Source organism: Jiella pacifica (assembly GCF_010500815.1).
In the GTDB taxonomy this organism is placed as follows: Bacteria; Pseudomonadota; Alphaproteobacteria; order Rhizobiales; family Rhizobiaceae; genus Jiella; species Jiella pacifica.
In genome coordinates, this window is record NZ_JAAAMG010000024.1 from 21,073 (window position 1) to 41,142 (window position 20,070).

The following is a 20,070-nucleotide window of genomic DNA, read 5'->3' on the forward strand; positions in this document are numbered from 1 at the left end:
TCTCATGACCATCGACTGGTGGACGCTCGCCATCCAGGCCATCAACGTCCTGATCCTTATCTGGCTGCTCGCCCGCTTTTTGTGGCGGCCGCTGGAGGCGAGCATCGAGGCGAGGCGCAAGGCCGCCGAGGCGACGCTGAAGGAGGCGGAGGCAATGCGCGCGGAGGCGGCCGCAGGCCTCGCGGAGATCGACGCGACGCGGGCCCGCTTCGCCGAGGAGCGCGCGGCCGGCCTTGCCGAGGCGAAGATGGCGGCCGAGGCGCTTCGAACGGATATTCTTTCCAAGGCCGCCGAAGAGGCCGAGGCGCAGAAGGCGCTAGCGCGGACTGCTCTCGCCCGGGAGGCGGAGGAAACCCGCGCCGCGTGGGCCAAGGCGGCGGCGCAGCTCGCCGTCGACATCGCCCGCAAGCTGCTCGCGCATCTCGACGAACGAGCGCTGCGCGAGGCCTTTCTCGGATCGCTCACCCGCGAGTTGGCGCAACTGCCGGAAGCCGCGCGCCGGAGCCTCGGCGCCAATGGCGCCGCGCTCACCGCCGTCAGCGCCACCCCGCTCGACAGCACCGAAAAGGAGCGCTGCCGGGCGCTGCTCGGAGAGGCGATCGGCCATCCACCACATCTCGCCTTCGCGACCGATCCCGGCCTCATCGCCGGTCTGGAACTGAAGGGACCGCATGTGATCGTCGCGAACAGCTGGCGAGCGGACCTCGAGACAATTCGCGCGGAGATCGGTCATGACCGAAGCCGTTGACGCTACAAGCCCGGATCGCTGGGCCGACGGCGCGCGGCGCCGCATCGACACCGCCATGGTCGGGCCGCGAACTCGTCAGATCGGCCGGGTCGAGGAGATCGCCGACGGGATCGCCATGATCTCCGGGCTGCCGGACGTGCGGCTCGACGAACTCCTCAGCTTCGAGGATGGCCGCTACGGTTTCGCCCAGGTGCTGGAGGAGGAGCGGATCGGCTGCGTCCTCCTCGACGACCACTCCGGTGTCCAGGCCGGCGACACCGTCTCGGGCACGGGCGACGTGCTGCGCGTACCGGTCGGCGAGGGGCTGCTCGGCCGCATCGTCGATCCGCTCGGCCGACCGCTGGACGGGAAGGGGCCGATTGCGGCGGCAGAGCTCATGCCGATCGAGCGGCCCGCTCCGGCGATCGTCGAACGCGACGCCGTCACCCGGCCGGTCCAGACCGGTATCCTCGTCCTCGATACGCTGTTCGCCCTCGGTCGTGGCCAGCGCGAGCTGATCATCGGCGACCGCGCCACCGGCAAGACGACCATCGCCATCGACGCAATCATCAACCAGAAGACGAGCGACATGATCTCGGTCTATGTCGCGGTCGGCCAGAAGAGCGCCAGCACCCGCCGCGCGATCGATGCGATCCGGGCGCGCGGCGTACCCGAACGCACCATCGTCGTCGTCGCCAGCCCATCGGCTGCACCCGGCCTGCAATGGATCGCGCCTTTTGCGGGAATGACGATGGCCGAATACTTCCGCGACCGCGGCCGGCACGCCCTGGTGGTCTTCGACGACCTTTCCAAGCACGCCGCGACCCATCGCGAGATCGCTCTCCTGACTCGCCAGTCGCCCGGCCGCGAGGCCTATCCCGGCGACGTGTTCTACCTCCATGCCCGGCTTCTGGAGCGGGCCGCGATGCTGTCTTCCGAAATGGGGGGTGGCTCGCTCACGGCGTTGCCCATCGCCGAGACCGATGCCGGCAACCTCAGCGCCTATATTCCCACCAACCTGATCTCGATCACCGACGGCCAGATCGTCCTCGATACGAGGTTGTTCAACGAGGGGCAGAAGCCGGCGGTCGACGTCGGCACCTCCGTCTCCCGCGTCGGCGGCAAGACCCAGGCGCATGCCTTGCGGGAAGCGGCCGAGACGATACGGCTCGATTATGCGCAGTTCCTCGAACTGGAAATGTTCACCCGCTTCGGCGGTCTCGCCGACGCCCGGGTGAAAGCGCGATTGGCGCGGGGCGCGCGGATCCGCGCGATCCTCGGCCAGCGGCCCCATCGCCCGTTCAAGCTCTCCGAAGAGGTTGCGCTGGTGGTGGCCGTGCAAAGCGGACTCGCCGACGCCCTGCCGGTGGAACGGCTCGTCGATCTGGTCCAGGAGATCACGACCGGCTTGGAGCGGGCAGCGCCGGAGGCGGTGCGGCAGATCGAGGCGAATGGCGCACTGGATGGGCCAGGGCGCAAGGTGCTGCAGGATGCCCTGGCTGCGATGATCGCCCGGCTCAGGCCGCCCGCGGGAGAGGCCCGGGCGAATGAGTGACCGGCTTGCCGACGTCGCGGCCCGGATCGCGGGCATCGAGCAGCTCGGCAGCGTCGTCAACGCCATGCGCGGCATCGCCGGCGCGCGCATCCAGAAGGCGCATCAGGAACTGCAAGCCGTCGACGCCTATGCCGGAACGATCGCGGCGAGCCTGGGCCGTATCCTCGCGGTGGCGCCGCCGAGCGATCCGCAGCAGGCCCGTCAGGGGCGGGATGCATCGATCGTCTTTTGCGCCGAGCAGGGCTTTGCCGGGGCCTTCTCCCAGCGCGTGCTCGAGGCGATCGAGGGTGATTCCCGGCCACGAACGCTACTGCTCGTCGGCACGCGCGGGGCCGCGCTCGCCACCGAGCGGGGTCTTACGTTGGAGTTTGCGGCAGCGATGCCGTCGCATTCGGCGGGCGTGCCGAAGCTTGCGAGCGACATCGTCGACGCGCTCGCGGCACGGATCGCGAATGCTCAGATCGAGCGGGTCGAGGCGATCTATGCCGAGGCGACGGGGGGCGCCGGGCTGAAGGTCGTGCGTCGACCGCTGCTGCCACTTGATCCGGCGACCTTTTCCCGCGTCGCACGGGCCGAGTCGCCAATCCTCAACCTGCCGGTGGCTCGGCTCCTCGCAGATCTGACCATGGAATATCTGCATGCGCTGCTCTGCGAGGCGGCGCTGCACGCCTTTGCGGCCGAGAATCAGGCGCGGGTGGCCGCCATGGCGGCGGCGCACCGCGAGATCGAACGGCAGCTCGGCTTGCTCCAGGCGAACTATCGCCAGGTTCGCCAGGAAGAGATCACGGCCGAGATCATCGAGCTCGCCGGTGGTGCGGCGGCGGCTCGTGCGGCATCACCGCGTTGAAGGACGGGGGCTCGTGCGGCGGGCAACCCGTCTCGCGCGCGGTCTAAGAACCGCCGGGCTTTGGCCGCGGCTCGATCGCCCGGCGCTCGGCGGCTGCCTGGAAAAGTCTCGAACCCTACGTAGTATCCCTTAGGAGCAAACCGAATTTCGCCGCCCGTCCCATTGGCTAGGCTGCCCTCGACCGATCGCGGAGAAACGAGGGAAGTTCTCATGCACAGCGTTGCCATCGCCCAAGTCTTCGACACGGACCTGATTGCGACTTCGCCGGGTGTCGAGCCGCGAGCAAGACGGGCCCCTGCCGACAGACAGGCACCGGCCGAGACCGGCGCCGGCAACAAGGGGCGCGCTGCTTCAGCTACGGGCATGCCGCTCGCCGGCCAGGTGCTCAACTTCGGCGAAGGCCGGCAGATCTATGCCGAGGGCGACACCGTCCATTCCTTCTACAAGGTGATGAGTGGGGTCGTGCGGACCTGCCGGTTTACCAGCGACGGGCGCCGGCAGATCGACGGCTTCCATGGCGAGGGCGAGATTTTCGGCCTTGAGACGGGCGGCGAACATCGCTTGTCGGCCGAGGCCGTGACCGATTGCTGCGTCGTCGCCTATCGCTGGTCGGGGCTCTCCGCACTCGCCGGCAGCGAAGCCGACATGGCGCGCACTGTCTTTCATCTTGCCATGAGCTGCTTCGAACGGGCTCAGGAACATGCGCTCCTGCTCGGCCGGCGCAGCGCCGCGCAGAAGCTCGCAGCCTTCCTGCTCGACCTCGGCGGCCGAGGCAGCGACAACGCCGTGGACCTCGCCATGACCCGCCAGGACATCGCCGACTATCTGAACCTCACCATCGAGACGGTGTCGCGAACGCTGTCACAGTTCGAGCGCGACCATCTGATCGCGCTGCCTTCGAGCCGCCACGTCGTCTTGCGGAATCCGGTGGCGTTGCGGGGTCTCGTCGACTGAGACCCCGGCCGTCCTTGCCGCGGCCGCCCTTGTCCTGGGTTTTGGCAGAGACGGAGCGCTGCGGCCGGTTCGCTGGACCCACTCCATTCGGGGAAAGGTGGAACTCCTGTGTATTTCCTCGCGCTCGCCACGGACTTCGACGGCACGATCGCCCATGACGGTGTCGTCGCGGCCGAAACCTGCGAGGCGCTGGAGCGGCTGAAGGCGAGCGGACGCCGGCTGATCCTCGTCACCGGTCGCGAACTTCCCGATCTCCTGCGCATCTTTCCCCAGACCGCGATGTTCGACCGGGTCGTCGCCGAGAACGGCGCGCTTCTCTTTGATCCGCAAACCGGCAGCGAGACGCTGCTGTCGCCGCCACCGCCCGAAAGCTTCGTTGAGCGACTGCGGGAAAAGGGCGTGGGGCCGATCTCCGTCGGTCGCGGCATCGTCGCCACCTGGGAGCCGCACCAGACAGCCATTCTCGAAGCGATCCGCGAGGCGGGTCTGGAACTCCAGATCGTTTTCAACAAGGGCGCCATCATGATCCTGCCGCCCGGCGTGAACAAGGCATCCGGCCTCGAGGCGGCGCTGCGCGATCTGGAACTTTCGCCGCACAACGTCGTGGCTGTGGGCGACGCGGAGAACGACCATGCGCTCCTGGCAGCCAGCGGCTGCGGGGCTGCCGTCGCCAATGCGGTTCCCGCCGTGAAGGCATCGGCCGATCTTCGCCTCACCGGCGATCATGGTGCCGGCGTCGCCGAACTCGCCGACCGGATGATCCGCGAGGACGCCGGGCTGGCGCCGTTGCCGCGCCACGGCATTCGCCTCGGCATCGACCGGCAGGGAAGGGAGGTTCTGCTGACTCCCTTCGGCGGCAACGTCCTGATCGCCGGCGGTTCGGGCAGCGGCAAGTCGACCCTCGCCATTGCCTTGACCGAACGCATTGCCGAACGGGGATTCGAGTTTTGCGTGATCGATCCGGAGGGTGACTACATCGACCTCGATCACGCCGTCTTCATCGGGACGCTGCGCGCCCCGCCTCCGGCGGCCGAAGCTCTGAAGCTGTTGCGTGACGACAGGGTGAACCTCGTGGTCAACACCCAGGCTCTTCATCGTCCGGAACGACGCCTGCTGGGCGAGGCGATGCTGAACCAGGTCGGAAGACTCAGACGGCGGACCGGACGGCCGCACTGGCTTCTGATCGACGAGGCGCACGAGGTCCTGCCCGCGAGCGCCAGGGACGACGTTCCCGCCGGCCTCGCCGACGAGGGCGGGACGATTCTCGTCACCGCCTATCCGCAATCGGTGGCGCCGGATGCCCTGCGCGGCGTCGCCATCGTCGTCGCGGCAGGCGGTGATGCGCAGGAAACGTTCACCTGTCTCGCCAGCACGATCGGGACACGGATGCCGGCGCAGCTTCCCGTGGCGGGGCCGGACGAAGTCGTTCTCTGGCGGCCCGGATCGGGCGATCCACCGTGCTGCGTCAAGGTGGCTCGGCCGATTCAGGTCCACCGCCGCCATCGGGGCAAATATGCCGCGGGCGACGTCGGGGCGGCACGAAGCTTCTATTTCCGCGGGCCTTCCAAGGCGATGAACCGGCCCGCCCACAATCTCTACCATTTCCTCGATATCGTCGAGGACGTCGACGACCCGACGTTCGAGCATCACCTGCGGGCGGGCGATTATTCGGCTTGGTTTCGGCATGTGATTAGGGACGATGATCTCGCCGTCGAGGTCGCCCGGATCGAGAGCGACGCGGCGCTTCCGCCCCAGGAGAGCCGCCGGCGGATCCGCAAGGCGATCTGGCGGCGCTACGCAGCACCGGCAGAAGGATGAGCGGCTTGCAGCGTCAGCTGAAGATCCCGCGGACCGAACGTGTGCGCGAGGATGAGGAGCTTTCCGGCGGCGATGCCGCCGACGACCCGGCCTTGCGCGGTCGCTGGCACGAGCTCACCCGCGATGGCGTCGTCTCGGCGCTCGGCAGCTCGCCGGAAGGTCTCTCCACCACGGAGGCCGAACGACGCCTCGCCGTCTATGGCGCCAACGCGCTGCCGCAACCGCCGGGTCGCTCGCTCGCCGCGATCGTGCTCGGCCAGTTGAAGAGCCCATTGATCTACCTGCTTCTGGCCGCTGCGGCGGTCTCGCTCGTCCTGGCCGAGTATGACGATGCGGGCTTCATCTTTCTCGTCTTGACCATCAACACCGCTGTCGGGGCGGCGCAGGAGTGGCGCGCCGAGGCCAACACGGTAGCGCTGCGCTCGGCAATCGCGACGCTCGCCCGCGTGCTGCGGGGCGGCGTGGTTCGACGGGTGGATTCCAAACTCCTGGTTCCCGGCGACGTCGTGCTCCTCGAAAGCGGCGACCGGGTTCCGGCCGATCTGCGCCTCCTCGACGCCGCCGAGGCCCAAGCAGACGAATCCTCGCTGACGGGTGAGTCGCTTCCGGTCGATAAGGCGGCAGGAGACGCGCTTGCACCGGAGACGCAGCTTGCCGACCGGCTGACCATGCTGTTCGCCGGCTCGACCCTGCAGCGCGGACGGGTACGGGCGCTGGTGGTGGCCACCGGCAGCTACACGGAATTGGGCGCGATCGCAGGCGCCCTGCAGACGCCGTCCGCACCGCCGCCGCTGACCCAGCGCCTGGACCGGTTCACGCGCCTGCTCGGGCTCGTCTCGCTGGGCCTCGTCGCAGCGGTCATCGCGCTCCAGCTCGGCATCGGGGCGTCGCTGCGGGACACCTTCTTCGTCGCGATTGCCCTTGCCGTATCCGTCATTCCCGAGGGGCTGCCGGTCGCGGTAACCGTCGCACTGTCGATCGCCACCCGGCGCATGGCGCGGCGGAACGTCATCGTCCGGCACCTGCCGGCCGTCGAGGGTCTGGGTGCCTGCACGGTCGTCGCCACCGACAAGACCGGGACGCTGACGATGAACCAGCTGACCGCAACGCGCCTGTGGCTGCCGGGGCACGGCTTCGTCGAGGTCGATGGCGTCGGCTTCGACCTCGAAGGAGGGCTGCATCAGGAAGGCGAGAGGCTGAGCGAGGGCGCCGATGCGGCGGTGCGGGCGCTGGCGCGCTCCGCAGCCTTGTGCAACGCGGCCGACCTCGATCCGGCCGGCGGCGCGGAGGGGCAGAGCGGCGACACGGTCGATCTCGCCTTCCTGGTTCTGGCGATCAAGGCCGGGCTCGACACCGGCACTCTGCGCAAGACGGCCCGGCGGATTGCCGACCTGCCGTTTTCCGCCGAGCGGAAATACGCCGCGAGCCTGCACGATCACGGCGACGGGCAGATGATCCATGTGAAAGGCGCCTCGGAAGTCATCCTGCCGCTCTGCCGGGACACCGACGAGGGCGCGGTGCTTGCGGTCGGCGAGGCGATGGCGAGCCGCGGCTATCGCGTGCTGGCAGTCGCGGCGCAGCAGGTCGACACCAAGACCCGACCGGCGGCGGATCGCATCCTCGGTGACGGACTCGGCGGCCTGACGCTGCTCGGCCTCGTCGGCTTCATCGATCCCTTGCGACCGGAGGCGAAGCAAGCCGTCGCCGACTGCCACCGCGCCGGCGTCGCGGTCAAGATGATCACCGGCGACCACGCGGCGACGGCTCTTGCCATTGCCCGCGAGCTCGGCATCGCCGAGCGGCCGGAAGAGGTCGTGACGGGCCGGGAGATCGCCGCGGCCGACGCTGGTCTCGACGCGCGGATCGCAGAGGCGCAGGTCTTCGCCCGCGTCGAGCCGGCCCACAAGGTCACGATCGTCGAAGCTCTGCAGCGCGCCGGGCATCTCGTCGCCATGACCGGCGACGGCGTGAACGATGCGCCGGCCCTGCATCGCGCCGATCTCGGCGTCGCCATGGGACGCGACGGTACGGATGCGGCGCGCGACGCCGCCGATCTGGTCCTGACCGACGATAATTTCGCTTCGGTCGTCGCCGGTATCGACGAGGGCCGCGCCGCCTATGCCAACATCCGCAAGGTCATCTACCTGACGATCTCGACCGGTGCCGCGGAGGCCGTGATGTTCCTCCTTGCGCTGGCCGTCGGCCTGCCGCTCCCGCTGACGGCGATCCAGCTCCTGTGGCTCAATCTGGTGACGAATGGCGGGCAGGACGTGGCGCTGGCCGCGGAAGGATCGGAGCCGGGCCTCCTCGATCTGCCGCCGCGTTCTCCGAGGGAGCCGCTGTTCGACGCGCTGATGCTTCGCCAGACGCTTCTTTCCGGCGGCGTCATCGGCCTCGTCTCCACCGCCGCTTTCGCCTGGATGATCGCCGCGGGATGGAGCGAGTTCGACGCCCGCAACACGCTGCTCTTCCTGATGGTGGCCTTCGAGAACGTCCATGTCTTCAATTGCCGGTCTGAGACGCGTTCGGTCTTCCGTATCGCGCTCGCCGCAAACTGGCCGCTGATCGGAGCGGTCGTCGGGGCACAGGCGGTCCATATCGGCGCGGCCTTCACGCCGGGGCTGAACGACCTCCTCGGCTTGGCACCGCTGCCGCTGTCGGAATGGCTGCTGCTGATCCCGATCGCGATGTCCGTTCTCGTCGTGATGGAATTCGAAAAGCTGACGCGACGCCGGTAACTATTCAGAGGATCGATCCGGAATTCGCGCAGCGTCCGGGCGCGAGTTGAGGGACCGGCAAGGGCGTTCTGGCTCGAAGCGCCCAACGTCCTTTCCCGCCGTGACATGGCGGCGCGCATCCTCGAGGAATATCTCCAGCGGCTGCCCGATCAGATGGGCGATGTCTGCAAAGGTCTGTGCAACCACGATCGGTTGTCACAGCCCGTCTTCTGCCGATCTGTCGATCTCGGCCTGGCGGGCGTCAACCTTTCGGGGGAGGGCCCTGCGAGGCTTGAACAGGAAGGCTTTCGCTGACGACGGGGACGACCCTTTCGAGCCGCTCCCGTCGCCGGTGTGTTTCGTCTATGTCAACGGCCGAGGAACAGAGGCATCGGAGGCTTTTCGGTCATTGCCTGGGTCACCCCGCCGAACAGCCATTCCCGCAGGCGCGAATGGCCGTAGGCGCCCATCACGATCATCTCCGCAGACATGTCCATCGCATGCCGGCGCAGAGCCTCCTCCACGTCCCTGCCTTCGCTGGAGAGCCTTTCGACGGTGACGTTTGCGCCATGCCGCGCAAGATAGGCAGCGATGTCGGCGCCGGGTTCTGGTCCGTCGCCCCAGGACGTCGCTTGGGGATCGACCAGGACGACATGGACCGCATCCGCACCGGAGAGAATGTCCGCTGCCTGGCGGACGGCCCGGGCGGCTTCGATCGTCGATGACCAGGCAACCATCACCTTGCGGGGCTTGAGCGTCGGAGCCGCGTCTTTGGGCAACATCAGAACCGGGCTCTCCGCCTCGAACAGAGCGCCCTCGAGAACGGCATCCCACAGATCGCGCTCGGCGATCATTTGCGGACCGAGGACCACGAGATCCGCATAGCGGCCGCGACGGCCGACGATGCCGGCCATCATTGCGCGCTCTACATGGACTGAATCCACATCCGCCGACAGCCCGTCCGCCGCAAGTGAGGCGTTGATGGCGTCGATCTGCTCGCGAAGCGCGCGTATCCTGGCGTCCTGCTCCCTTAGCCAAAGGTCGGCGATCGCAGCGTGTTCGGCGAGCGGCGGCGGCTGAGAGACCGATGTGACGAGCAGCGAAAGATGAGAGCCGTTCTCGTCGCAGAGGCGCTGCAACATTTCGAGATCGCTCTTCCAGAGTTCGACGTTGACAACGCCGAGGATCGTCTTGAATCGCATGGTCTTTTCGCTTGTTGGGCGGCCGATCGTTTCGGCGGCCTTGGGTGGAATCTAGCGAAATGTCCGATACCGGCATTTGCGGTGGATCAATTCGCACGACGAAAGATCTCGGCGCGTCGGCGATAGGACACGCCGTGCTCGCGCCGTCTCCAGGACCTTGATCCACGCTGGCCGATCCGCCACGCGGGCGCCGCCGCGGCAAAAAATCCGTCGAGCATCGTCAATCGATCTTGAGATCAAAGATGGTGACGGGCTTTGACGCGACGCTGGATCAGGGCGGCATCGCGAGACGAGCAGCTGGCAGGCTCGAAACCGTCGCCGACCTACGGACCGGGCGGAAAGCTCGATTGTCCCTTTCTTGTCGCTGGTCCGCGGACGCTCGCTGGATGTGTGAACAAAAGCCCGTCAGCCGGTCTGGAGCCGCGCGATCGCCTCGATATCCTCGTGCAGAACCTGGTCGCGGCTCATCAGAACCTGGACGACTGGATCGCCGAGAACGTCGGAGAGTTGCGGTTCGTTTTCGGGGCCACGGCTCCAGCGATCGGGTGTCGAGCTGGCTCGGGGCCCTGCAACGCGGCGCATCAAGATGCGCGGCCGCTTGAATCTCAGCATGGCTGTGCTCCCGTTCGATAGCCGGATGACGCCAGAATGTCGGATCCAATCCGCGGCGTCCTTGATCCTGATCAAGGCTCTTGAAATCCTTGCGCCATCGGAAAGCGAATTGGCGCTTCAAGGCTGAAGGTCAGCACAGGCTTTGCCCGTGGAAACGTCGCAGCGACGTTGGAAGGACCGCTTTCGGCGTCCTCAAGTCTCTCAGATCCGCGCCAGGACGCCCCGGAAGCGCAGCAGCGACAGGGCGAAGTAAACTCCTCCCTGTGCCGTGAAGGTGAGAAGGTCCGGCCAGACCGTGCCGAGGCCGGCGCCGCGATACAGTACGCCTTGCGCGAAGGCGACGAAGGAGGGCGAAGGGGCGACCACCTGCATCGTCAGGCGCAGCCAGTGCGGCATGCTTTCCAGCGGCGTCATGCCGCCTGACAGGAGGTTCAGTACCACCATGATCGGAATCACAAGAAGGCCGAACTGGCCCATCGAGGTGGAGAAGGTGGCGAGGAGGATGCCGAGCGAGGCGATCGTCACGGTGTAGAGGGCGGTTCCAGCGAGAAACAGCGGCATCGACCCGGCGATCGGCACGGCGAGCGCCCATTGCACGACGACGATGAGGCACAGCGCCGCCGCGACGACGATCACCAGCCCGTTGGCGAAGATCTTCGACAGGACGATCTCGGCCGGGGTCACCGGCATGACGAGGAGATGCTCGATCGTGCCATGCTCGCGCTCGCGGATCAGCGCGGCGCCGGCGAGGATGAGGGTCAGCATGGTGATGCTGTTCATCACCTGCATCACCGACCCGAACCAGACCGTTTCGAGATTCGGATTGAACCAGGCGCGGACAACGAGATCCACCGGCTCGCGCGCGCTGCCGGGCCCACCCCCGAGAAAGCCGGCGATTTCGCCCGAAACGATGCTCGCGAGGTCGGTGGCGCCGTTGCCGGCCTGGGCCATGGCCGTCGCGTCGATTTCGAGCAGGAGTTCCGGACGGCGGCCCGACACGAGATCGGCCTCGAAACGTGGCGGAACGTGTAGGACGAAGACGAACCGGCCGGCATCCAGCGCCGCATCGACGGCGTCAGCCGCGATCTCCTCCGGCGCCTGGAACTCCGGCGGGCGGATGGCGTCCGCGAGCCGGCGCGAGAGCTGGGAGTGGTCTTCGTCGACGATGGCCACGGCGACGTGCCGCACCTCCGTCGAGGCGTCGTTCGAGACCATGTAGATCGCCACGGTGAAGGAATAGACGACGAGGATCAGCATGACCGGATCGGCCCAGATGCTGTGCAGCTCCTTGCCGATCAGCCTCAAGACGTTGGAGATCGTGCGCCGCATCGTCAGCGCTCCTGCTTCTTCAGCGCCAGTTGCGACAGAAGGAGAAACACCAGCGCAAAGCCGGCGAGCGCCAGGACATTCGGCCACAGGTCGAGCCAGCCGAGGCCCTTGGTGAAGCAGCCGGTGGTGATCGGCTGATACCAGGCGGAGGGGAAGGCGAGGCCGACATATCGCCCGCCCCCCTCCAGCGAGGAGACCGGGACGATCAGGCCGGAAAAGTTCACCGCCGGGATGATCGAGAGGATCGCCGTGGCGAAGATCGCCGCGACCTGGGTGCGGGTGAAGCATGAGAGCAACTGGCCGAAGCCGGTCGTCCCGGCGATGTAGAGGACCGTGGCAACGGCCAGCAGCGACAGCGAACCTCGAAAGGGTACCTGGAAGAGGAACAGCGCGATCAGCACCAGCGTCGCGGCGCTGACGAGGCCGATCGCGACATAGGGAAGCTGCTTGCCGAGGAGAAACTCGACCTTGGAGATCGGCGTCGCATGAAGATTGGCGATCGATCCGGTCTCTTTCTCACGCACGACGCCGACCGCCGCCATGATCGCCGGGATCAGCACCAGCATCAGCATGATGACGTTGGGCACCGTGGCATTGACGCTGCGAAAGGCCTGGTTGAAGCGCAGCCGCGGCAGCAGCGTATAGGCCGCCGTCGCTTCCGTGCCGCTTTGCGCCGCAAGCGTCGCGGAATAGGCGTTGGCGACGCCGAGGACGTAACCCCGTGCGGTCTCGGCGCGAAACGGCATCGCCCCGTCGAGCGTCACAGATATCTGCGGCCGGCGCCCGGAGACGAGATCGCGGCCGTAGCCGTCGGGGACTTCGACGACGAAGCCGAGTTCGCCCGATTGCAGCCGCTCCGTCATCTCCGTCGCTGAATCGATCGCCGGCTGCTCGGCGAAATAGCGCGAGCTCGAAAACTGCTCGACGAGCTCGCGGCTTTCCGGTGTCCTATCCTGGTCGAAGGCGGCGAAGCTCAGATTCTCGACATTGAAGGAGATGCCGTATCCGAAGGTGACCATCAGGATGATCGGCCCGGCGAGGGCGAAGAACAGCCGGATGCGATCGCGCGTCAGCTCCATCGTCTCGCGCAGTGTATAGGCCCACAGCCGCTTGGTGGAAAAGCGCCGCGGCGCCGTCGCCCGCCGCGGTGGTTCGGCGATCACGGGCACAGTTTCGATCGCGGAGGCAGGCGGAACCTCGGCGCCGGTGGCTGCTTCGAGGTGGTCGATGAAGGCGTCTTCGAGCGAGGCTGCTCCGCGCTCGGCGACGAGATCGCCCGGCGCGCCCACCGCCAGCACACGGCCGGCATGCATCAGCGAAATGCGGTCGCAGCGCTCGGCCTCGTTCATGAAGTGGGTCGAGATGAAGATCGTCACCCCGTCCTCGCGCGACAGCTGGACGAGGCTGCGCCAGAAGCCGTCGCGGGCGATCGGATCGACGCCGGAGGTGGGCTCGTCGAGGATCAGAACCGCCGGGCGGTGGATGACGGCCACGGCGAGCTGCAGCCGCTGGCGGATGCCGAGCGGCAGGACGCCGGGCTTGCGGTCGGCGTGGTCGGCAAGGCCGTAGCGCTCCAGCATTGCCTCGATGCGGGCCGCCACCTCCGAGGCCGGAACGTGGAACAGCCGCGCATGCAGGTCGAGATTCTGCCGGACGGTCAGTTCCTCGTAGAGCGAGAAGCTCTGGGACATGTACCCGACATTGCCCCGGGTCTTCATGTCGCGGGCGTCCATCGGCTGGCCGAACAGCCGGGACGAGCCTTCGGTCGGCTGCAACAGGCCGGTCAGCATCTTCATCGTCGTCGTCTTGCCGCAGCCATTCGAGCCGAGAAAGCCGAAGATCTCGCCGCGCTCGATGCGAAAGCTGACATGGTCCACGGCGGTGAAGTCGCCGAACCTGCAGGTCAGGCCGTCAGCTTCGATCGCCGGCACGCCATCGGCAGCAGCCGGGCGGGGCGGCACGAGGACCGGTACGTGGCCGGCGCGCACGGCTTCCGGCAGCAGCGAGATGAAGGCGGCTTCGAGAGTGTCTTTGCCGGCGTTGGAGCGGATTTCGGCCGGCGTTCCGGTGGCGATCACCCAGCCCGCATGCATCGCCGCCAGCCAGTCGAAGCGCTCGGCCTCTTCCATATACGCAGTGGCGACGACGACGCTCATGCCGGGGCGGCGGGTGCGAATGGTGTCGACGAGGTTCCAGAACTGTCGCCGCGACAACGGGTCGACGCCGGTGGTCGGCTCGTCGAGGATGAGAAGGTCGGGATCGTGGATCAGCGCGCAGCAGAGCGCCAGCTTCTGCTTCATGCCGCCAGACAGCTTGCCGGCCGGGCGGTCGACGAAGGGCGACAAGCCGGTGGCGGCGAGCAGCTCGACGATCCGCCGCTGCCGCTCTGCGGCGGAATGGCCGAACAGCCGGCCGAAGAAGTCGAGATTCTCTCTCACGCTGAGCGTCGGGTAGAGATTGCGGCCGAGCCCTTGCGGCATGTAGGCGACGCGCGGCGACGACTGTCGGCGCTGGCCGGCATCGGCCATGTCGCCGCCGAGCGCCATAACTCGGCCGGTCTGGATTTTTCGCACACCCGCCGCCAGCGCCAGCACGGTCGATTTGCCGACGCCGTCCGGCCCGATCAGCCCGGCCATGCAGCCGGACGGGATGGTGAGATCGAGATGGTCGAGCGCAAGGCTCGCACCGTAGCGATGCGTCACGCCGGCGAGTTCGACGACCGGACCGACGGTCATTGCGGCAACTTCACCTGGAGCTGCTCCGGCCAGGAGGCGGAGGGGTCGGTGCGAACGTAGCCGACGCCGCGCACCCCGCCCTTCACCTGTCTTTCGAAGCGCGCGAGCAATTCCCGCGGGATCCGGATCTTCACCCGGAAGACCAGCTTCTCGCGTTCCTCCATGGTCTCGACGCTCTTCGGCGTGAACTGCGCATCCGCCGAAACGAAGGTGACGCTGGCGGGAATGACGTAGTCGGGCGCGGGATCGAGGATGATCCGTGCCTCGTCCCCGACCGCAACCTGGCCGGCCGCGGCGGCGGGCAGATACAGCGACATCGAGACATCGGTGAGGTCGAGCAGCGTCGCGATGCGGGCGCCGGCCGCCACGACCTCGCCGGTACGGGCGAGCTTGTACTGCACTCGGCCGCGGCGAGGCGCGGTGATCACCATGTCACCGACGACGGCGTTCAATCGTGAGACCTCGGCCTCGGCGGCGGCGATGCTCGACTGTGCCTGCGCCTTTTCGGCGATCGCCGCCCGCTGGGCGGCCTCCGCCGTCCGCAGGGCGCCGCGCCGCTCGTCGAGGGATTGGGCGCTGGTATGGCCGGAATGAAAGAGCTCGGCGATGCGGTTGTAGCTCGCCTCTGCAAGCGCCTTCTCGCTGTCGCGCTGGGCGATCAAGGCCTCGGCCTGGGCGAGCGCGCTCTCCGCCCGCAACACGTCGGCCTGCGCTCCGAGAAGCTGCGCCCGGTATTCCCGGTCGTCGAGCCGGGCGATCACCTGTCCCGCCTCGACCGTGTCGCCTTCCTCCACCGGCATCTCGGCAAGCCGCCCGGAATACTTGGCGGCGACATCGATCTCCTGCGCCTCGATGCGGCCGTTGGAACTGGCAATCGTCTCGGGCAGCTTCTTGCCGCGCAGTCGGTCGAGCAGGGTTTCCAGCCTGGATTCGGCGGCCGCCGCGGGCATGAAGCGCGGGAAGGGCCAGGCTGAAGAGGGAATCGCCGCAGGCCCCAGAACATCGGGAGCCACGAGAGCGGACAGCACGCACAGTATCGTTGGAAAACGGTTGTTCATGGGTGTCGATCGCTCGAGTTCGTCTCGGGAAGGTCGCGGCGGGCCGGCTCCGCCGCGATCGCGTTGAAACCGACCGCGACTGCGGTCTGCCCGAGCATGGCGAGAACCAGCAACGCTCGCCTTGATGCGGGTCAAAGCGGCGTCGCAAAGATGTAAGTTCGTCTGACGTTCCTTCCCGAAAGCCCCGCCGGTTTCGATGAAGTTGCTCCGGGAAGTTGCTTCGGCTTGCCCCCCGGGGACCGGGAGTGGGCGCACTCAGCCCGCGGCGAAGTGGACTGGTCGATCGATGGTGCCCGATGCCTCGGGGGTGACACGGGACATTGAAACTCCAGACGCTTCGGGATGCGGCGGATGGTTCGGTGTTTTTCACCGCGTCATTCCGCGGGTGACCGCTCCGGCTTGGTGAAAGCGTGGCGTATCGAGCCTTCGAAAAGATAGGCGAGGCCCAGCCTTGCCCCGATGGCGATCGAGACGAGCACGAGCGGGGCGGAAATCGTCAGCAGCGAGGCGGCGGAGATTCCCTGGCCGATGGTGCAGCCGAGGGAAAAGACCCCACCGACGCCCATCAGCACGGCGCCGAGGAGATGGCGCGACAATTCGCGGGCGTCGTCGCAGGCCTCCCAGCGCACCTCGTGGCGCAGCATGGCGGCCATTGCCGCCCCGAGGACGACGCCGAGCGTCACGCCGACACCGTAGGAGGGCAGGGCACCGGTATAGGTGATGGCATGGAGGATGAGTTCGCCGGGCGGAACGACGAAGGAGGCGCTCTCGATCCGCACGGGCTGGAAGGATGCTTCGGCGATCGCCGAGGTCGCCGCCCAGCCGAAGGCGATCACCGTGCCGATGAGGACGCCCGTCGCGATGCGACCGACATCGCGGCGGAAGACTGCGTCGCGGCCGATCCACAGCGCGAGGGCGAGGCAAACGGCAATGACGATCGGCAGTCTCAGGTCGAGCCCGGTCACGCCCTGAACGAGGCTCGGCAGCGTCTGATCCGGCGCGCCGAGACGGCCGAGATCGAAAGCGGCGTCGTCGACGATCGCGATCCGGCCGAGGCCGACGACGCCGCGCTGCGCCGCAAGGGCCGACAGGCCGAGGACGAGTACCACGATCAGGCCGCGCAGCGAGCCGCCGCCGAGCCGGACCAGCGCGCCGAAGCCGCAGGTGCCGACGAGCGCCATGCCGAAGCCGAAGGCAAGGCCGCCGAGGATGGCACCCGTCCAGCCGAAGGAAACGGTGGTGTAGAAGCTGTCGGCGGGGTTGAACAGTGCGAGGCGGACGAGGATCTCGGTGAAGACGATCGCCGACAAGATCGCCACCGCCCAGGTCCGGAGCCCGGAACTGTCGCCGGCATACCAGTGCCGCTCGAACGAGCCCATGGTGCAGAAATGCCGGCGGCGGGCGACGAAACCGAGGACGGCTCCGGCGAAAACGCCCGCGACCAGCGGCGCGAAACCGCTGTCGACGATCATGACATGGTGCCTCCCGGCGCCTTCTTGGGCGAGGCGCTCCGAGGTCGAGGCTATGCCTGCGTCAGCGAGCCTGCAAGCGCGACTTGCGCACGAAGCCAGGCAATGACTTCATTCGGATCTGCCGCTCCCGCGAACCGGGGCGCAAAATAGGTCGTAGAGCGTGCCGATCAGCCCCGTCACCTCTTCGCTGGTCAGGCTGTAATAGATCGTCCGGCCTTCACGGCGGGTCGTCACCAGCCGGTCGAAGCGCAGCCGCGCCAGCTGTTGCGATACCGCCGCCTGGGGCATGTCGAGGATCGTCTCGATCTCGCCGACCGAGCGCTCGCCCTCCGACAACAGGCAGAGGATGACGAGGCGCGTCTCGTGCGACATCGCCTTCAACAGATCGCTCGCCTTCTTCGCCTGCTCGAAGAAGGCCGCGCGCTCTTCCGGCGAGGTCGTCGGGTCGAATTTCGGCAGCGCGAGGGGGGCGGGTTGCGACGTCAACGTGGCTGGCCTTGTGTTTCCGACACCCCGGATGTGGTGGTCTGCGGGAGTTTCGCCAGCATGTCGGCGAGGAGCACCCAGAAGAATTCGTCTCCCGGATAGCCGCGCAGGCGGCCGACTTCCACCCCCTTCTCGACGAGAACGAAGGTCGGTGTCAGCCGCTCCCTGGCGATCGCCGCAAGGTCCGCCGGCCATGGCCGCGTGACGTCGACGCGCCTCAGCGGCGCACGTCGGCCTTCGTCCGTCTTCGCATAGGCTGGGCCAATCTCTTCGTTGAAGCGCTTGCACCACGGACATCCGGGCCGCTCCAGCATCAACAGTTCGGCGGCCGTCGCCGACCGCGCCGTCGCGACGCCTGCCAGGATGGCAAGGAAGACGACCAGCAGGGGCATTTGCCGAGTCGGCCGGGTCGGCAGCTTGCCAATAGATGAAAACATATGCATTCTTCTATCTATATGATCCGCGATGCCGTTGGCGAGATGCATGCGGGCCAAATTCATGCTCGCCGTGGGAAACGTCCGAAATGCTCGATGTCGGCTTCGGCGCGGCGTTGCTTGCCGGCGTCCTGTCCTTCGTCTCGCCCTGCGTCCTGCCGATCGTCCCGCCCTATCTCGCCTTTCTGGCGGGATTGAGCTTCGACCAGATCAGGACGGAGGGGCAAGATCCGGCTCTGGCGCGGCGCATCCTGATCGCCTCGATCGCCTTCGTGCTGGGTTTTACGACCGTCTTCGTCGCCCTCGGTGCGACGGCAAGCGTCGTCGGTCGGGCGATCGCCCAGTGGTTCGACGTGCTGTCGGTGATCGCGGGTGTGCTCATCATCGTCATGGGTCTGCATTTCCTCGGCGTCTTCAGGCTGGCCATGCTCTATCGCGAGGCCCGGGTAAGCGTCGCGAAGAAACCGGCGGGGCCGCTCGGCGCCTATCTCATGGGGCTCGCCTTCGCCTTCGGCTGGACGCCCTGCGTCGGCCCGGTTCTGGCGGCGATCCTCTTCGTGGCGGCTTCCCAGGATACCGCGCTCAGGGGCGGCGGGCTGCTTGCCACCTACTCCCTCGGCATGGGCGTGCCCTTCGTCCTCGCCGCGCTGTTTGCAACCCGGTTCCTCGACTTCGCCGCGAAATTCCGCCGGCACATGGCGCTGGTGGAGAAGATCATGGGCGGGGCGCTGGTGGTCACGGGCCTGCTCTTCGTCACCGGCCAGATGGCGACGATCTCCTACTGGCTGCTCGAAACCTTTCCGGTCTTTGCGACGATCGGCTGAACCCCGACGAACGGAGGAATGGGACGATGTTCAAACGGTTGGCATTTCTCGCAGGCCTGGCGCTTCTGGCGGCGCCTGGCGCGATCGCGGCCGAAATCGGCGACGACGGACTGCACAAGGAGGACTGGTTCGCCGTCACCTTCAAGGATGTCGGCGATGACATCCAAGCCGCCAGTGACGAGGGCAAGCGGCTCGCCATCGTCTTCGAGCAGCGTGGCTGCATCTACTGCAAGAAGATGCACGAGGAGCTCCTCGCCGACCCGGCGATCCGCGCCTATGTCCGCAACCACTTCAAGGTCGTCCAGTACAATCTCTTCGGCGACGAGGAGGTGGTCGATCTCGACGGTGAAACGCTGACGGAAAAGACCGCCGCGCGGCGTTGGGGCGTCGTCTTCACGCCGACGATCCTGTTCATGCCGGACGCAGCGCCCACGGCGGCAACGGCGTCGCAGGCCGCCGTCGCCACCATGCCCGGCGCCTTCGGCAAGAAGACCTTCCTTCACATGTTCGAGTGGGTGTTCGAGAAGGGCTACGACACCGACGAACACTTCCAGAAATATCACGCCCGCAAGCTCGCCGAGGCGGGCGATACGGGCGTCGAATGAGGCGGGCCGACGTCATGCCTTCCAACAGGCGGCGCCTCTTCCCGTCGTGCGGTGTCGCGGAAACGACGCTCCGCGGCTTCCCGACCTCGGCGCGGATCAGGTCTGCGATCACTGTTGCACCGCAATACATGCAAGAAATTATATCCTTGCATTTATTTGGAACTCGTCTAGGCTGATCTTCGTCGGCAACGTCCGATGAGCCGGAGACGGCAGGGAGGAAAATCTGGTCATGAACCGCGCTTTCAAGCGAAGCCTTGTCTTGATCGCCGTGTTCGCCGGGGCTCCGGCGACGGCGGAAACCGCTCCGGGCGAGGTGACGATCGACGACATGGCGGTGGCGCAGCCGGTCACCGCGGCGGCCGGAGATGCGATCAACGGCCGTAAGGTCTTTGCCGATCGCGGGCTCGGCAATTGCCTCGCCTGCCACGTCAATTCCGACCTGAAGAACGAGCAATTCCAGGGCACCGTCGGGCCGGCGCTCGACGGCGTCGCAGACCGTTGGGAGGCGGCGCAGCTTCGCGCCATCGTCGTCGACGCCAAGAAGGTGTTCGGGCCCGAAACGATGATGCCGGGATTTTACTCGCTCGATGTCGGCGTCGACGTCGCCGAGGAGTTCAAGGACAAGACGATCCTGAGCGCCGGGGATGTCGAGGATGTCGTCGCTTATCTGACCACGCTGAAGGGCGAATGAGGAG

At 67.1% G+C, this 20,070-nt stretch carries 17 protein-coding genes; 9 read left to right on the plus strand and 8 right to left on the minus strand.

What is annotated here, in order from left to right:
• The first annotated feature begins 4 nt into the window (after positions 1 to 4).
• From GTK09_RS22115 to GTK09_RS22140, 6 genes are all read left to right on the plus strand, one after another.
• Positions 5 to 748: a F0F1 ATP synthase subunit B family protein gene (locus tag GTK09_RS22115; RefSeq protein ID WP_163465575.1), complete on the plus strand. Its 744-nt coding sequence runs from the start codon at positions 5 to 7 to the stop codon at positions 746 to 748.
• The gene (locus GTK09_RS22120; protein WP_163465576.1) at positions 732 to 2,282 is read left to right on the plus strand and encodes a F0F1 ATP synthase subunit alpha; all 1,551 of its coding nucleotides are present in this window, start codon (positions 732 to 734) and stop codon (positions 2,280 to 2,282) included. Before GTK09_RS22115 ends, GTK09_RS22120 begins: the two co-directional genes overlap by 17 nt.
• Positions 2,275 to 3,129 carry a F0F1 ATP synthase subunit gamma gene (locus GTK09_RS22125; RefSeq protein WP_163465577.1) on the plus strand — a complete coding sequence of 285 codons (855 nt, stop codon included), beginning with the start codon at positions 2,275 to 2,277 and terminating at the stop codon, positions 3,127 to 3,129. The genes GTK09_RS22120 and GTK09_RS22125 overlap by 8 nt, the downstream gene beginning before the upstream one ends.
• Positions 3,130 to 3,339: 210 nt before the next feature.
• Positions 3,340 to 4,083 carry a helix-turn-helix domain-containing protein gene (locus GTK09_RS22130; RefSeq protein WP_163465578.1) on the plus strand — a complete coding sequence of 248 codons (744 nt, stop codon included), beginning with the start codon at positions 3,340 to 3,342 and terminating at the stop codon, positions 4,081 to 4,083.
• Positions 4,084 to 4,191: 108 nt separating this feature from the next.
• The gene (locus GTK09_RS22135; RefSeq protein WP_163465579.1) at positions 4,192 to 5,901 is read left to right on the plus strand and encodes an HAD-IIB family hydrolase; all 1,710 of its coding nucleotides are present in this window, start codon (positions 4,192 to 4,194) and stop codon (positions 5,899 to 5,901) included.
• Positions 5,902 to 5,906: 5 nt separating this feature from the next.
• Positions 5,907 to 8,639, plus strand: coding sequence for a cation-translocating P-type ATPase (locus GTK09_RS22140; RefSeq protein WP_163465580.1), 2,733 nt, complete (start codon positions 5,907 to 5,909; stop codon positions 8,637 to 8,639).
• Between the two features lie 347 nt (positions 8,640 to 8,986).
• Here the strand turns inward: GTK09_RS22140 and GTK09_RS22145 are convergent, their stop codons facing one another.
• The 8 genes from GTK09_RS22145 to GTK09_RS22180 all read right to left on the minus strand — a co-directional run bounded on the left by GTK09_RS22145 (position 8,987) and on the right by GTK09_RS22180 (position 17,904).
• Entirely contained in the window at positions 8,987 to 9,820 is an 834-nt protein-coding gene (locus GTK09_RS22145) for a universal stress protein (protein WP_163465581.1), read from the minus strand.
• Positions 9,821 to 10,225: 405 nt separating this feature from the next.
• A complete protein-coding gene (locus GTK09_RS22150) occupies positions 10,226 to 10,432 on the minus strand; it encodes a hypothetical protein (RefSeq protein ID WP_163465582.1) in 207 nt (68 codons plus the stop codon).
• 201 nt (positions 10,433 to 10,633) lie between these two features.
• Complete coding sequence (locus GTK09_RS22155) at positions 10,634 to 11,761, minus strand: ABC transporter permease (RefSeq protein WP_163465583.1); 1,128 nt, start codon at positions 11,759 to 11,761, stop codon at positions 10,634 to 10,636.
• Positions 11,762 to 11,763: 2 nt separating this feature from the next.
• On the minus strand, positions 11,764 to 14,496 hold the full coding sequence (gene rbbA / locus GTK09_RS22160) for a ribosome-associated ATPase/putative transporter RbbA (protein WP_163465584.1): 2,733 nt from the start codon (positions 14,494 to 14,496) through the stop codon (positions 11,764 to 11,766).
• Entirely contained in the window at positions 14,493 to 15,524 is a 1,032-nt protein-coding gene (locus GTK09_RS22165; RefSeq protein ID WP_312869942.1) for an HlyD family secretion protein, read from the minus strand. The genes rbbA and GTK09_RS22165 overlap by 4 nt, the downstream gene beginning before the upstream one ends.
• A 404-nt stretch (positions 15,525 to 15,928) precedes the next feature.
• Complete coding sequence (locus GTK09_RS22170) at positions 15,929 to 17,026, minus strand: YeeE/YedE family protein (protein ID WP_163465586.1); 1,098 nt, start codon at positions 17,024 to 17,026, stop codon at positions 15,929 to 15,931.
• 108 nt (positions 17,027 to 17,134) lie between these two features.
• The gene (locus GTK09_RS22175) at positions 17,135 to 17,512 is read right to left on the minus strand and encodes an ArsR/SmtB family transcription factor (RefSeq protein ID WP_163465587.1); all 378 of its coding nucleotides are present in this window, start codon (positions 17,510 to 17,512) and stop codon (positions 17,135 to 17,137) included.
• A complete protein-coding gene (locus GTK09_RS22180; RefSeq protein ID WP_163465588.1) occupies positions 17,509 to 17,904 on the minus strand; it encodes a thioredoxin domain-containing protein in 396 nt (131 codons plus the stop codon). The genes GTK09_RS22175 and GTK09_RS22180 overlap by 4 nt, the downstream gene beginning before the upstream one ends.
• Before the next feature lie 131 nt (positions 17,905 to 18,035).
• On the opposite strand from GTK09_RS22180, the gene GTK09_RS22185 reads away from it, so the two are divergent.
• The 3 genes from GTK09_RS22185 to soxX all read left to right on the plus strand — a co-directional run bounded on the left by GTK09_RS22185 (position 18,036) and on the right by soxX (position 20,066).
• Positions 18,036 to 18,770, plus strand: a complete 735-nt coding sequence (locus GTK09_RS22185; RefSeq protein WP_163465589.1) for a cytochrome c biogenesis CcdA family protein — start codon at positions 18,036 to 18,038, stop codon at positions 18,768 to 18,770.
• Positions 18,771 to 18,796: 26 nt separating this feature from the next.
• Complete coding sequence (locus tag GTK09_RS22190) at positions 18,797 to 19,375, plus strand: thioredoxin family protein (protein WP_163465590.1); 579 nt, start codon at positions 18,797 to 18,799, stop codon at positions 19,373 to 19,375.
• 229 nt (positions 19,376 to 19,604) lie between these two features.
• Positions 19,605 to 20,066 (plus strand): sulfur oxidation c-type cytochrome SoxX, encoded by a 462-nt coding sequence (gene soxX / locus GTK09_RS22195; RefSeq protein WP_163465591.1) that lies wholly within the window; start codon positions 19,605 to 19,607, stop codon positions 20,064 to 20,066.
• The last annotated feature ends 4 nt before the right edge of the window (positions 20,067 to 20,070 follow it).

Excerpts from the sequence above, each read along its gene's own strand:
- GTK09_RS22115 (WP_163465575.1), top strand. The coding sequence starts at position 5 with ATGACCATCGACTGGTGGACGCTCGCCATCCAGGCCATCAACGTCCTG.
- GTK09_RS22120 (WP_163465576.1), top strand. The coding sequence starts at position 732 with ATGACCGAAGCCGTTGACGCTACAAGCCCGGATCGCTGGGCCGACGGC.
- GTK09_RS22125 (WP_163465577.1), top strand. The coding sequence starts at position 2,275 with ATGAGTGACCGGCTTGCCGACGTCGCGGCCCGGATCGCGGGCATCGAG.
- GTK09_RS22130 (WP_163465578.1), top strand. The coding sequence starts at position 3,340 with ATGCACAGCGTTGCCATCGCCCAAGTCTTCGACACGGACCTGATTGCG.
- GTK09_RS22145 (WP_163465581.1), bottom strand. The coding sequence starts at position 9,820 with ATGCGATTCAAGACGATCCTCGGCGTTGTCAACGTCGAACTCTGGAAG.
- GTK09_RS22150 (WP_163465582.1), bottom strand. The coding sequence starts at position 10,432 with ATGCTGAGATTCAAGCGGCCGCGCATCTTGATGCGCCGCGTTGCAGGG.
- GTK09_RS22155 (WP_163465583.1), bottom strand. The coding sequence starts at position 11,761 with ATGCGGCGCACGATCTCCAACGTCTTGAGGCTGATCGGCAAGGAGCTG.
- rbbA (WP_163465584.1), bottom strand. The coding sequence starts at position 14,496 with ATGACCGTCGGTCCGGTCGTCGAACTCGCCGGCGTGACGCATCGCTAC.
- GTK09_RS22170 (WP_163465586.1), bottom strand. The coding sequence starts at position 17,026 with ATGATCGTCGACAGCGGTTTCGCGCCGCTGGTCGCGGGCGTTTTCGCC.
- GTK09_RS22180 (WP_163465588.1), bottom strand. The coding sequence starts at position 17,904 with ATGCCCCTGCTGGTCGTCTTCCTTGCCATCCTGGCAGGCGTCGCGACG.
- GTK09_RS22185 (WP_163465589.1), top strand. The coding sequence starts at position 18,036 with ATGCTCGATGTCGGCTTCGGCGCGGCGTTGCTTGCCGGCGTCCTGTCC.
- GTK09_RS22190 (WP_163465590.1), top strand. The coding sequence starts at position 18,797 with ATGTTCAAACGGTTGGCATTTCTCGCAGGCCTGGCGCTTCTGGCGGCG.
- soxX (WP_163465591.1), top strand. The coding sequence starts at position 19,605 with ATGAACCGCGCTTTCAAGCGAAGCCTTGTCTTGATCGCCGTGTTCGCC.